This is a genomic window from Pantoea sp. X85 (assembly GCF_029623675.1).
Taxonomy (GTDB): Bacteria; Pseudomonadota; Gammaproteobacteria; order Enterobacterales; family Enterobacteriaceae; genus Pantoea; species Pantoea leporis.
In genome coordinates this window covers 3508415-3520757 of sequence record NZ_CP121108.1, presented here as the reverse complement: position 1 = coordinate 3520757, position 12343 = coordinate 3508415, and the positions used below count along the sequence as shown (strand labels likewise).

Sequence of the window (12343 nt, the reverse complement as noted above, 5' to 3'; positions counted from 1 at the left end):
TCTGCGGATGAATAGCGCTTGTCAGCGCTGCGTATTTGCGCTTAAGTCTGCTTGATAATTAAGAATTTTCTTAAGTTTCGACGATACCAGCCCAGCAATAGGCGAATAACAATGAATAATAACTCTGACGTCATGTACCGACTTTTGGTACAGAGCGTGGTGGATTACGCCATTTACATGCTCAAACCCGATGGCACGGTGGCGAACTGGAATAGCGGCGCGCAGCGCGCCAAAGGTTACACGCCCGATGAAATCGTAGGGAAGAATTTTGCGCTGTTCTACAGCGAAGACGATCGTAAAAACGGCGCGCCGCAGCGCGGACTGGCGACCGCAACAGCAACCGGGCGCTTTGAAACCGAAGGCTGGCGTTACCGTAAAGATGGCAGCGCGTTTTGGGCGCATGTGGTGATCGACGCCATCCGCGATGAGTTTGGTGAGCTGCTGGGTTTTGCCAAAATCACCCGCGACTGTACCGAGCAGCAAGAGCAGCAGCGTAAACAGCGCGAGCAGGAACAGCGCTTTCGCATGCTGGTGGAAGGCGTCAGTGATTACGCCATCTATATGCTCGACTTGGACGGCAACGTGGAAAACTGGAACGTAGGCGCACAGCGCGCGAAAGGCTACGTTGCCGAAGAGATTGTTGGACAGCACTTCTCACGCTTCTACAGCGCCCAGGATCGTAAAAACCATATCCCGGAAAAAAATCTCACCACCGCCTTCAAAACCGGTCGTTTCGAAGACGAAGGCTACCGGTACCGCAAAGATGGCAGCGCATTTTGGGCACATGTCATCATTGACGCGATTCGTGATGATGCCGGCAAGCTGATTGGCTACGCCAAAATCACCCGCGACTGCACCGAACAACAGGCGCTGCTGCGTAAACAACACGAGCAGGAGAAGAACTTCCGTCTGCTGGTGGAAGGCGTGCGCGATTACGCCATCTATATGCTGGATGTGCAGGGCCGCGTGGTGAACTGGAACAACGGTGCACAGCGCGCTAAAGGTTATCTGGCTGACGAGATTGTCGGTCAGCACTTCTCGGTGTTTTACAGTTCAGCGGAACGTCATGCCAATGCGCCCGAAGCTAACCTCGGCATTGCGTTGAAAACCGGGCGTTTTGAAGATGAAGGCTGGCGCTACCGCAAAGATGGCTCGGCATTTTGGGCCCACGTTGTTATCGAAGCGATTCATGATGAAAGCGGCAAACTGATCGGTTTCGCCAAAATTACCCGCGATATCACCGAACGGCGTGAGAACGAGCAGCAGCTGCTGCGCGCACGGGATCTGGCCCAGTCGCAGAGCGCGAAAATGTCGGAGCTGTCGGGTTTTCTCGACACCATCATCAGCAATATTCCCTCGTGCGTGATTGTTGAAGACGCCATCAGCCGTGAAATCCTGATGGTGAATGACAAAGCCGAGCAGCTGTTTGGCATTAATAAAGCGCTGATCATGCATAAGCGCCCGCACGAATGTATGTCGGCGGAGCTGGGGGATTACTTCAACAGCCTGGCGGATGTGGCGCTGCGCAGCGAAGGCATTCACTCGCGCGAACAGCTGCTGCTGACGGCGGGCGGCGAGCGCATTCTGCATACGCGCGCCACCACCATTAGCGGCAAAGATATGCGTCAGAACTACGTGATGCTGATTGTTGAGGATGTGACCGACCAGCGTGAAGCCGATGCGCGCATTCGTCACATGGCACATCACGACAATCTCACCAGCCTGCCGAACCGCGTGCTGTTCCGCCAGAAGCTGAGTGAAGCGCTGCGCGTCGACAGTCAGAACCACCAGGTCAGCGCCACGCTGTGTCTCGATCTTGATAACTTCAAAAACGTCAACGATGCACTCGGCCACCAGATTGGTGATGACCTGCTGCGCGTGGTCGCAAAACGCCTGCGCAGCGCGCTGCGCGATCACGATACGCTGGCGCGCATTGGCGGCGATGAGTTTGCCATTGTGTTACCCAATGTTCGTGCTGCCGATGAAGCGGCGGTGGTGGCGCAGCGGCTGATCGAGGCGATTCGTCCGCCGATCAACGTTGAAGGGCATAATCTGTCGGTGGGCTTGAGCGTTGGCATCGCGCTCACCTCGCAGGCCACCAACACGCCGGAGCATATGCTGCGCTGCGCCGATATGGCGCTGTACGAAGCCAAACGTAATGGCCGCAATCGCTTCGAACACTTCACCATTGAGATGGACAATCAGGCGCGCAGCCGTCGCGTGATTGAGAACGATCTGCGTGATGCGATTTCTGGTCGTCAGCTTAAGCTTTACTATCAGCCGATTACCAACGAGCAGGGCATCATCGGCTATGAAGCGCTGATGCGCTGGCATCACCCGATCAAAGGGCTGATCATGCCGAACGATTTCATCCCGATCGCTGAAGAGACCGGTTTGATTCACATGCTCGGCGCCTATGCGCTGTATGAAGCCTGCCGCGAAGCGCAGAGCTGGAACACCGAACAATCGGTGTCGGTGAACCTGTCGCCGCTGCAGTTTAAAAACAGCTCGCTGGTGTCGGTGGTGGAAGGTGCGCTGCGGGAATCCGGGCTGGCGCCGCATCGGCTGGAAGTGGAGATCACCGAATCAGTGCTGCTGGACGACACGCTCGGTAATATCCGCACCTTGCAGAGTTTGAAAACGCTTGGCGTGCAGATTGCGCTGGATGATTTCGGCACCGGCTACTCATCGCTCAGTTATCTGCGTTCATTCCCGTTCGACAAAATCAAAATCGATAAGTCGTTTATCAACGATATGGGCGACAGCCGCGAGGCGCTGGCGATTATCCGCGCCATTACCGGCATGAGCCGCAGCCTCGATATTCAAATTACCGCTGAAGGCGTGGAGAACGGCGAGCAGTTTGCGAAGCTGCGCGAAGAGGGGTGTACGCTATTCCAGGGCTATTTCTTTGGCCGTCCGCAGCCGTCGGAGTTGCGGTTGAAAGAGTTGGAATAGGCATAAAAAAACGCCCGACATGTCGGGCGTTCTCAATTTTTGCTGTGTGTAATCTTTATTATTATGCGCCGTGGCCGTCGACGGACATGTGGCCGAGATCTTTGTCCACCAGGAACAGGCCTTCGCCTTTGTTGCCGACCATCGCCAGTTTATCCAGCACGGTTTTGAACAGCTTCTCTTCTTCATGCTGCTCGGCAACGTACCACTGCAGGAAGTTGAAGGTTGAGTAATCCTGGGTGGTTAAGGCGGTGTGCACCAGCTCGTTGATTTTTTTGGTAATCAGCTGCTCATGCTTCAGCGCTTCTTCCAGCACGTCGTTCAGTGAAGTCCAGCTAATCGCTGGCGCCGCAATGCTGCCCAGCACCGGCAAAGCGCCGGCATCGCTGACGTAATCGAACAGCTTCTGCATGTGCTGCATCTCTTCGCGAGAATGCATTTTCAGGAATGAAGCGGCACCTTCATAGCCTTTATCGCTGCACCAGGCGCTCATCTGCAGATAGAGGTTGGCAGAGAAGAATTCGAGGTTCAGTTGGTCGTTTAAACGCGAGGTCATTTCAGCAGTTAACATGGCTGAGTCCTTTTTAATTTGTCAGGTGAAGTACGGCGAATTATGCATCAATCTATACTTTTTTGTGAAGGGTTTTTCGCAAAAAGGTTGAATTTATCTTATTGATTGTAAATGGAATTATTCCACATGTTGAATGCGAGGAGTTCTCATTTTTGACTAATTTTCATTCACGCTGGATTGATTATAGCTGCGCATCGGGCGATGCTGAGGCTTGCCTTTACTTGTCAGGAGCTTAGCGGTGTCGAACGTCTTAGAGCATTACCATTTTCTGCATGAAATTCCCGAACTGGGTTTTCAGGAATTCAAAACCTCTGCTTATATTGCCGATCAGCTGGAGAGCGCCGGAATTAAGGTGACGCGCGGCATCAATAACACCACCGGCATGGTGGCGGAAATCGACAGCGGCGTGCCCGGTCCGGTGCTGGCGCTGCGTGCGGATATGGATGCGCTCGGCCATATCATTGATGGCGTAGCCTGTGCGCGTCACACCTGCGGCCACGATGGCCATTCGTCGGTGGTGCTGACGGCAGCGCAAGAGCTGATGAAAGAGGGCGCGATCAAGAAAGGGCGGCTCAAGCTGCTGTTCCAGCCGGCGGAAGAGCTCGGTGCGGGTGCGCTGGCGATGATTGAGGGCGGCGCGCTGGAGGATGTGGAGATGATTCTCGGCTTCCATGTGCGTCCGCTGGAAGAGTGTCATGTGGGACAGGCGACGCCAGCGGTGATTTACTCTGCCTGCAGCACGCTGGAAGCTACCATCAAAGGTGCACCGGCGCATGCGGCGCGTCCGCATCTGGGCGTCAACGCGCTGGATGCGGCGGTGCAAGCGGTACAGGCCGTCAACGCCATCCATCTGCCGCCGGGTTTGACCTGGAGCGTGAAAGCTACACGCTTTCTGTGCGATGCGGGCGTGACCAACTCGGTGCCGGATGAGGCGCGCGTGGTGTGGGATCTGCGTTCGCAGGAAAACGCGCCAATGGCGGTGCTGAAAGAGAAAGTCACGCTGGCGATTCAGCACAGCGTGGCGGCGCTGGGTGCCACGGCGGACGTGGTGGTGCTAAAAGAGATGCCGGCGGCAGAAATTCATGAGGAAGCTACGGCGGTGATTCGCGCGGCGATTGTCGACGTGCTGGGCGAAGCCGGTTTGCTGGATACCAAAACCACGCCGGGCAGCGAAGATTTCTTCTATTACCCGGTGAAAAACCCGCAGGTTAAAGCCGGTTTCTGGGGATTGGGAACCAATCTGGTGCCGGGTTTACATCATCCTGAGATGCGCTTTGAGCTGAGCTCGCTGGAGATTGGCGTGAAGATCTTCAAGGCGGCAGTGGTGCGGGTGTTGGGGTGATTAGAGGGTTAGGGTGAGGGCCATTAAGGGCACCGATTCCCCCTTTCTGCGAAATATTGTATGCTATGCCGCCTCAATGCTGACGGGATTCAGGACTGCCGCCAATGTAGATCGCGCACCTCTTGCTGTGAACCGACGCCACTGCGTCGCCATTGGCCGCGTTATCCTGCGGAATGACCCCGAAACGATTTATTCGCAGCGCGCTGTCCGCGTGTTGCCCTTGAAGAAGAATTCACTCAATGTCTAATGCCTCCTTTTTAGAAGAAGTGGCGCGCCGCCGTACCTTTGCGATCATCTCGCATCCGGACGCCGGTAAAACCACAATCACCGAAAAAGTGCTGCTGTTCGGACAGGCGATTCAAACCGCCGGTACCGTCAAAGGCCGCGGCTCCAACCAGCACGCGAAATCGGACTGGATGGAGATGGAGAAACAACGTGGTATCTCCATCACCACCTCGGTGATGCAGTTCCCGTATCGCGACAGCCTCGTGAACCTGCTGGATACGCCAGGACACGAAGACTTCTCTGAAGATACTTACCGTACGCTGACGGCGGTTGACTGCTGTTTGATGGTGATCGACGCCGCGAAAGGTGTTGAAGATCGCACCCGCAAGCTGATGGAAGTGACGCGCCTGCGCGATACGCCAATCATCACCTTTATGAACAAACTCGACCGTGACATCCGCGATCCCATGGAGCTGCTGGATGAAGTGGAGAGTGAGCTGAAGATCGCCTGCGCACCTATTACCTGGCCGATTGGCTGCGGCAAGTTGTTCAAAGGGGTTTATCACCTCTACAACGACGAAACTTACCTGTATCAAACCGGTAAAGGCCACACCATTCAGGAAGTGCGCATTGTTAAGGGGCTGGCGAATCCAGAACTGGATGTCGCAGTAGGCGAAGATCTGGCACAGCAGCTGCGCGATGAGCTGGAGCTGGTGCAGGGCGCTTCGCACGAGTTCGATCAGGAGCTGTTCCTGAGTGGCGAAATCACGCCGGTGTTCTTCGGCACCGCGCTGGGTAACTTCGGCGTTGATCATATGCTGGATGGCCTGGTTAGCTGGGCGCCGCGTCCAATGCCGCGCAACACCGACGCGCGTTTGGTGGAAGCAAAGGAAGAGAAATTCAGCGGCTTCGTGTTTAAGATCCAGGCAAACATGGACCCGAAGCACCGCGACCGCGTCGCCTTTATGCGTGTGGTATCCGGCAAGTACGAAAAAGGCATGAAGCTGCGTCAGGTGCGTACCGGTAAAGATGTGGTGATTTCCGATGCACTGACCTTTATGGCCGGCGACCGTTCGCACGTAGAAGAAGCCTATCCGGGCGACATCATTGGTCTGCACAACCACGGCACCATTCAGATTGGCGACACCTTTACGCAGGGTGAAAACATGAAGTTCACCGGCATTCCGAACTTCGCGCCAGAGCTGTTCCGCCGTATCCGTCTGCGCGATCCGCTGAAGCAGAAACAGCTGCTGAAAGGGCTGGTTCAGCTGTCGGAAGAGGGCGCGGTGCAGGTGTTCCGCCCGGTACACAACAACGATCTGATTGTGGGCGCGGTCGGTGTGCTGCAGTTCGAAGTGGTGGTGGCACGCCTGAAAAGCGAATACAACGTTGAAGCGATCTACGAAGCCATCAACGTCTCAACCGCTCGCTGGGTTGAGTGTGATGATGCGAAGAAATTCGACGATTTCCAGCGTAAAAACGAAGTAAACCTGGCGCTCGACGGCGGTGATAACCTCACGTATATCGCGCCAACCATGGTGAACCTCAACATCACTCAGGAACGCTATCCTGACGTGAGATTCCGCAAAACGCGCGAGCACTAATCGCCGTTGCCAGCAGGGCCTGTGATTTTCACTGGCCCTGTTTTGTTTGTTACAGACTCCTCCTAATTCCGCTGTTTTTTTCTCTTTTTGGCGATATATCAACCACAAGAGCCAGCAAAAGCTGTAATCCCTACTACTATTATCCTGTCGGACGAGAAAAGAGCCCTTTCGGGTTTCATTACGTCCAGTAACTCAGCAACGCCGTTCGTTGCTGGCGCATCCGCGATAACGGATGAGTTAACTGATAGAAGGATGATATCGATGAATAAGACTAAGATTGCTAAAACCCTGATTGCTGCCCTGGCCGGTTCTGCTCTGCTGAGCGGTGCGGCGTTTGCAGATGAATCACTGTCGCAGAAAGCACAGCAAACCTCCGACAGCGCGGGTGCGAAGATCGATAGCTCTATGAAAAAAGTCGATGGCTATATGGATGACAGCGGCATCACGGCTAAAGCCAAAGCGGCGCTGGTGGATGATGACGCAATTAAAAGCACGGATATCTCCGTCAAAACGCACGATGGCGTGGTGACACTGAGCGGCTTCGTGGCTTCTCAGGATCAGGCTGAAAAAGCCGTCGCGCTGGTGCAGAAAGTCGAAGGTGTGAAATCCGTCAGCGACAAACTACACGTTAAAGACAGCAAAAATGCTTCTCTGAAAGGTTATGCGGGCGATACCGCAACCACCAGCGAAATTAAAGCTAAGCTTTTAGCAGATGATATCGTGCCATCACGCAACGTTAAGGTGGAAACCACCGACGGTGTTGTGCAGTTATCAGGGGAAGTGGCGAATCAGGCACAGTCCGACCGTGCTGAGAAGATCGCCAAAGCCATTGAAGGCGTGAAAAGCGTGAAGAATGACCTGAAGGTGAAATCTTAACGCGAGCGACTCGGCACCAGCAGGTGCCGTTTCGTAATAAAAACAAAGGTGTAAATAAGCAGTTCGATTTTCACAATGGTAAAGGAGAGGCTTATGTTTCGTTGGGGTATTATCTTTCTGGTCATCGCTCTGATTGCTGCGGCATTAGGCTTCGGCGGTCTGGCGGGTACGGCAGCATGGGCAGCTAAAATTGTCTTCATTGTCGGTATTATTCTGTTCCTCGTGAGCCTGTTTACCGGGCGCAAACGACCCTGACTACTTGCGTCTCAATAGACGCTAACCCGCGAGTCACCTAAAGCGGAGACCGGTCTTGTGCGGCATACTACGAAGCCGCAACGATTGCAGAAGCAATTGGTCAGGGAACGACAATGACTGGTTCTCCGGGATGCTGCTTCGGCGACTCCCTCAGAGCAAGCAACACTGAGGGACATCCATTGGGCACACGTATTCCGTTGACATTAGGTTCATTCGAACCGCTGGCTTTAACTCCTTTTAAATCGAATAAAATCGCCTTGGTGTGCGAAGGCGGCGGTCAGCGCGGCATCTTTACCGCAGGCGTGCTGGACGAATTTCAACGCGCAGGCTTCAATCCTTTTCAACTGTTACTCGGCACCTCGGCCGGGGCGCAAAACCTGTCGGCGTTTGTCTGTGGCCAGCCTGGCTACGCGCGACGCGTGATCTCCCGTTACACCACCAGCAAACTGTTCTTTGATCCGCTACGATTCGTGCGCGGCGGGCATCTTATCGATCTCGATTGGCTGATCGATATCACTAAACAGGAATTCCCGCTGGCGCTCAATACCGCCGAAGGGCTGTTTGCCAAAGGCAGCGAATTCTATATGTGCGCCTGCCGCAGCGATGATTACCGCGCCGAGTACTTCAACCCGATCAGCACCAACTGGCACGACATCCTAAAAGCGTCCAGCGCGATCCCCGGTTTTTACCGCAGCGGCGTGCAGATGGACGGCGTGAGCTATCTTGACGGCGGCATCAGCGATGCCATTCCGGTACGCGAAGCTGCGCGCCGTGGCGCGGATACCATTGTGGTGATCCGCACCGTGCCGTCGCAGGTGTCCTACACGCCGAAGTGGTTTAAACGCATGGAACGCTTTTTGTCCGACAGCGCATTGCAGCCGATGATCAACATCCTGCATCAGCATGAAGAGAGCTATCGCGAGATTCAGCAGTTCATCGAGCAGCCGCCGGATAATCTGCGCATCATCGAAATCTGTCCGCCAAAACCGCTGGCGAGCATGGCGCTTGGCAGCCGCTTGTCATCGCTGAATCAGGATTACCATTTAGGCCGCCGCAGCGGGCGCTATTTCCTCGCCACGCTTGGTCAATGGCTAAGCGATGCTGAGCCGCTGGTGCGTTCAACCACGGTTACGCCGCCGGCAGCAGTGGCGAATGCGCCCGACAATCGCCCGCTGATTACGCCCGCGCTGGCGGAAAACGATGCCGATTTTGATAAAGGCTCGCTGGCATGAAGTTTATCGACACGCATTGCCACTTCGATTTCCCGCCGTTCGTTGATGATGCGCACGCCAGCATCGCGCGCGCTGCGCAGGCCGGCGTGGAACGCATCATTGTACCGAGCGTGGATGCCAGCCGTTTCGCGCTTGTGACGCAACTGGCGCAGCAGCATCCGGCGCTGTATGCCGCGCTGGGCCTGCATCCAATCAATATTGCTGAGCATCAGGAAGATGCGCACCTTGATGAATTAGCGCGCTGGCTGAAAAAGCCCGATAGCAAGCGTGTGGCGATCGGCGAGATCGGTCTCGATCTCTATATGGACGATGCGCAATTTGCCAAACAGACGCGGCTGCTCGATAAGCAGCTCAAGCTGGCGAAGCAATACGATCTGCCGGTGATCCTGCACTCGCGCCGCACCCACGATCAATTAGCGCTGCATTTACGTCGTCACGATCTGCCGCGTCGTGGCGTGGTACACGGTTTTGCGGGCAGCCAGCAGCAGGCGGAGCGCTTTATTCAGCTTGGCTATGCCATTGGCGTTGGCGGCACTATCACCTATGAACGCGCCAGTAAAACCCGCAACACCATCGCCAACCTGCCGCTCAAGGCGTTATTACTGGAAACCGACGCGCCCGATATGCCGCTGCACGGTTTTCAGGGCCAGCCCAATCGTCCGGAGCGGGCGCGCAACGTGTTTGACGTGCTGTGTCAGTTACGCAGCGAATCCCCTGAAGCGATCGCCGATGCGCTTTGGCATAACAGCCAGCAGCTGTTCGCCTTGCCTGCCTGATTCTCACCCGACAGATTCTGCATTTACGCTGCCTTACGCCTGATTAGCTACATTGATAAAGCTGAGAGTACACTTTTGCGTCCATTTTTGTGATAATAATAACAATGTCCATCACGGCGCATTCCCGCCTGGTTAGCAATTATTTGTGATAATCATCACTAAATAATTGTATTTAAATGACAGGTTTTCTTTTTCGTGTGACGTGAAGCGCAATTTAACGTCACGGTATTTGTTAGAATTATCACATTCCCCGGTGGGTTGTGCCCGCCGATCTGAATTTTGGAGAGCATCATGACCGACTTGAAAGCAGCAGCACAGCGCGCATTGCAACTGATGGATTTAACCACCCTGAACGAAGACGACACCGACGAGAAGGTGATCGCGCTGTGCCGTCAGGCGAAATCCCCAGCCGGTAACACCGCTGCCATCTGCATCTATCCGCGTTTCATCCCGGCAGCACGTAAAGCGCTGCGCGAGCAGGGCACGCCGGAAATCCGCATCGCCACCGTCACCAATTTCCCGCACGGCAACGATGACGTTGAGATCGCGCTGGCCGAAACCCGCGCGGCCATCGCCTACGGCGCTGACGAAGTGGATGTGGTGTTCCCGTATCGTGCGCTGATTGCTGGCAACCGCGATATCGGTTTCGAGCTGGTGAAAGCCTGTAAAGAAGCCTGCACGGCGGCGAACGTGCTGCTGAAAGTGATCATCGAAAGCGGCGAGCTGAAAGACGAAGCGCTGATTCGTGCCGCTTCGGAAATCGCTATTGATGCGGGTGCCGATTTCATCAAAACCTCCACCGGTAAAGTGCCGGTCAACGCGACGCCAGAAGTGGCGGCGATCATGATGCAAGTGATCCGCGACAAAGGCGTGAAGCAGCAGGTTGGTTTCAAACCGGCGGGCGGCGTGCGCACTGCAGAAGACGCGGCGCTTTATCTGCAGCTGGCGGACGACATTCTGGGTGAAGGCTGGGCGGATGCGCGTCATTTCCGCTTCGGTGCCTCCAGCCTGCTGGCAAGCCTGCTGAATACGCTGGGCCACGAAACCGCGACCAGCAAAGCCGGTTATTAAGTTCACATCATTCTTTGTAGGGTCGCCATTTATGGTGACCTCTTTTTTATTCCGGGAGGCCATTGTGTTCCTGCCACAAGAAATTATTCGAAAAAAACGCGACGGCCAGGCGCTGAGTGAAGCGGAGATTCGCTTCTTCATCAACGGCGTGCGCGACAACAGCGTTTCGGAAGGTCAAATTGCCGCATTGGCGATGACCATCTATTTCCATGATATGACGCTCGACGAGCGCGTGGCGCTGACTATGGCGATGCGCGACTCCGGCACGGTGCTGAACTGGAAATCGCTGAATCTCAACGGCCCGATTGTTGATAAACACTCCACCGGCGGCGTTGGCGATGTCACTTCGCTGATGCTCGGCCCGATGGTAGCAGCGTGCGGCGGTTATGTGCCGATGATCTCCGGGCGCGGCCTCGGCCACACCGGCGGCACGCTGGATAAACTGGAAGCGATTCCGGGCTTTGATATCTTCCCGAGCGATGATCGTTTCCGCCAGATCATTAAAGACGTCGGCATCGCGATTATTGGTCAGACCAATTCGCTGGCGCCGGCCGACAAACGTTTTTACGCCACGCGCGATATCACCGCCACCGTGGACTCCATTCCGCTGATCACCGCGTCGATCCTCGCCAAAAAACTGGCGGAAGGATTGGATGCGCTGGTGATGGACGTGAAAGTGGGCTCCGGCGCCTTTATGCCGACCTTCGAAGCCTCAGAAAATCTGGCACAGGCGATTGTTGGCGTCGCCAATGGCGCAGGTTGTAAAACCACCGCGCTGCTCACCGACATGAATCAGGTGCTGGCTTCTACCGCCGGTAATGCGCTGGAAGTGCGTGAAGCGGTGCAGTTCCTGACCGGCGAGGCGCGCAATCCGCGCCTGCTGGAAGTGACGATGGCGCTGTGCGCGGAAATGCTGATCTCCGGCAAACTGGCTGAGAATGACGCCGATGCGCGCCAAAAGCTGCAGCAGGTGCTGGATAACGGCAAAGCCGCTGAAGTATTTGCCCGCATGGTGGCGGCGCAAAAGGGTCCGGTAGATTTCATCGAGCGCATGGACAGCTATCTGCCCGCGCCAACGCTGAGCAAAGCGGTATACGCCGATGGCGCCGGTATCGTCAGCGCAATGGATACGCGTGCGCTCGGCATGGCGGTGGTTGCGCTCGGCGGGGGGCGCCAGCGCGCCAGCGACAGCATTGATTACAGCGTGGGCTTGAGCGATGTGACCACGCTCGGCACGCAGATTGACGCGCAGCGTCCGCTGGCAATTATCCACGCCGCGTCGGAAGCGCAGTGGCAGCAGGCCGCCGCCGCCGTTAAAGCAGCCATCACGCTGAGCGATACTGCGCCAGCGATCACGCCGGTAGTTTATCGTCGCATTAGCGAATAACTGGCGCTTCTTCGTGCCAGGCAGCGGCCGTTCGGGTATACTGATCTGATCG

At 55.7% G+C, this 12343-nt stretch carries 10 protein-coding genes; 9 read left to right on the top strand and 1 reads right to left on the bottom strand.

All coding sequences use genetic code 11. The features are described from left to right. The first annotated feature begins 111 nt into the window (after nt 1-111). Entirely contained in the window at nt 112-2955 is a 2844-nt protein-coding gene (locus P6287_RS16305) for a bifunctional diguanylate cyclase/phosphodiesterase (protein WP_192412104.1), read from the top strand. Between the two features lie 61 nt (nt 2956-3016). Here P6287_RS16305 and ftnA read toward each other — a convergent pair whose 3' ends face one another. After that, nucleotides 3017-3523: a non-heme ferritin gene (gene ftnA / locus P6287_RS16300; protein ID WP_101761821.1), complete on the bottom strand. Its 507-nt coding sequence runs from the start codon at nt 3521-3523 to the stop codon at nt 3017-3019. 238 nt (nt 3524-3761) lie between these two features. On the opposite strand from ftnA, the gene P6287_RS16295 reads away from it, so the two are divergent. From P6287_RS16295 to deoA, 8 genes are all read left to right on the top strand, one after another. Then, the gene (locus tag P6287_RS16295; protein ID WP_210081135.1) at nt 3762-4865 is read left to right on the top strand and encodes an amidohydrolase; all 1104 of its coding nucleotides are present in this window, start codon (nt 3762-3764) and stop codon (nt 4863-4865) included. A 239-nt stretch (nt 4866-5104) separates the two neighbouring features. Beyond that, on the top strand, nt 5105-6694 hold the full coding sequence (gene prfC / locus P6287_RS16290; protein ID WP_277974106.1) for a peptide chain release factor 3: 1590 nt from the start codon (nt 5105-5107) through the stop codon (nt 6692-6694). A 261-nt stretch (nt 6695-6955) separates the two neighbouring features. Next, nucleotides 6956-7570 carry a molecular chaperone OsmY gene (osmY, locus tag P6287_RS16285; protein ID WP_101761824.1) on the top strand — a complete coding sequence of 205 codons (615 nt, stop codon included), beginning with the start codon at nt 6956-6958 and terminating at the stop codon, nt 7568-7570. Nucleotides 7571-7663: 93 nt separating this feature from the next. Beyond that, nucleotides 7664-7825, top strand: a complete 162-nt coding sequence (locus P6287_RS16280; protein ID WP_007893192.1) for a DUF1328 domain-containing protein — start codon at nt 7664-7666, stop codon at nt 7823-7825. Between the two features lie 179 nt (nt 7826-8004). Beyond that, on the top strand, nt 8005-9057 hold the full coding sequence (locus tag P6287_RS16275) for a DUF6363 domain-containing protein (protein WP_110867276.1): 1053 nt from the start codon (nt 8005-8007) through the stop codon (nt 9055-9057). After that, nucleotides 9054-9833, top strand: a complete 780-nt coding sequence (locus P6287_RS16270) for a TatD family hydrolase (protein WP_192412101.1) — start codon at nt 9054-9056, stop codon at nt 9831-9833. Before P6287_RS16275 ends, P6287_RS16270 begins: the two co-directional genes overlap by 4 nt. 291 nt (nt 9834-10124) lie before the next feature. Next, nucleotides 10125-10904, top strand: coding sequence for a deoxyribose-phosphate aldolase (gene deoC / locus P6287_RS16265; RefSeq protein WP_277974105.1), 780 nt, complete (start codon nt 10125-10127; stop codon nt 10902-10904). 64 nt (nt 10905-10968) lie between these two features. Next, nucleotides 10969-12291, top strand: coding sequence for a thymidine phosphorylase (gene deoA, locus P6287_RS16260; protein WP_101761828.1), 1323 nt, complete (start codon nt 10969-10971; stop codon nt 12289-12291). The last annotated feature ends 52 nt before the right edge of the window (nt 12292-12343 follow it).

Excerpts from the sequence above, each read along its gene's own strand:
- ftnA (WP_101761821.1), bottom strand. The coding sequence starts at position 3,523 with ATGTTAACTGCTGAAATGACCTCGCGTTTAAACGACCAACTGAACCTC.
- P6287_RS16270 (WP_192412101.1), top strand. The coding sequence starts at position 9,054 with ATGAAGTTTATCGACACGCATTGCCACTTCGATTTCCCGCCGTTCGTT.
- prfC (WP_277974106.1), top strand. The coding sequence starts at position 5,105 with ATGTCTAATGCCTCCTTTTTAGAAGAAGTGGCGCGCCGCCGTACCTTT.
- P6287_RS16280 (WP_007893192.1), top strand. The coding sequence starts at position 7,664 with ATGTTTCGTTGGGGTATTATCTTTCTGGTCATCGCTCTGATTGCTGCG.
- osmY (WP_101761824.1), top strand. The coding sequence starts at position 6,956 with ATGAATAAGACTAAGATTGCTAAAACCCTGATTGCTGCCCTGGCCGGT.
- P6287_RS16305 (WP_192412104.1), top strand. The coding sequence starts at position 112 with ATGAATAATAACTCTGACGTCATGTACCGACTTTTGGTACAGAGCGTG.
- deoC (WP_277974105.1), top strand. The coding sequence starts at position 10,125 with ATGACCGACTTGAAAGCAGCAGCACAGCGCGCATTGCAACTGATGGAT.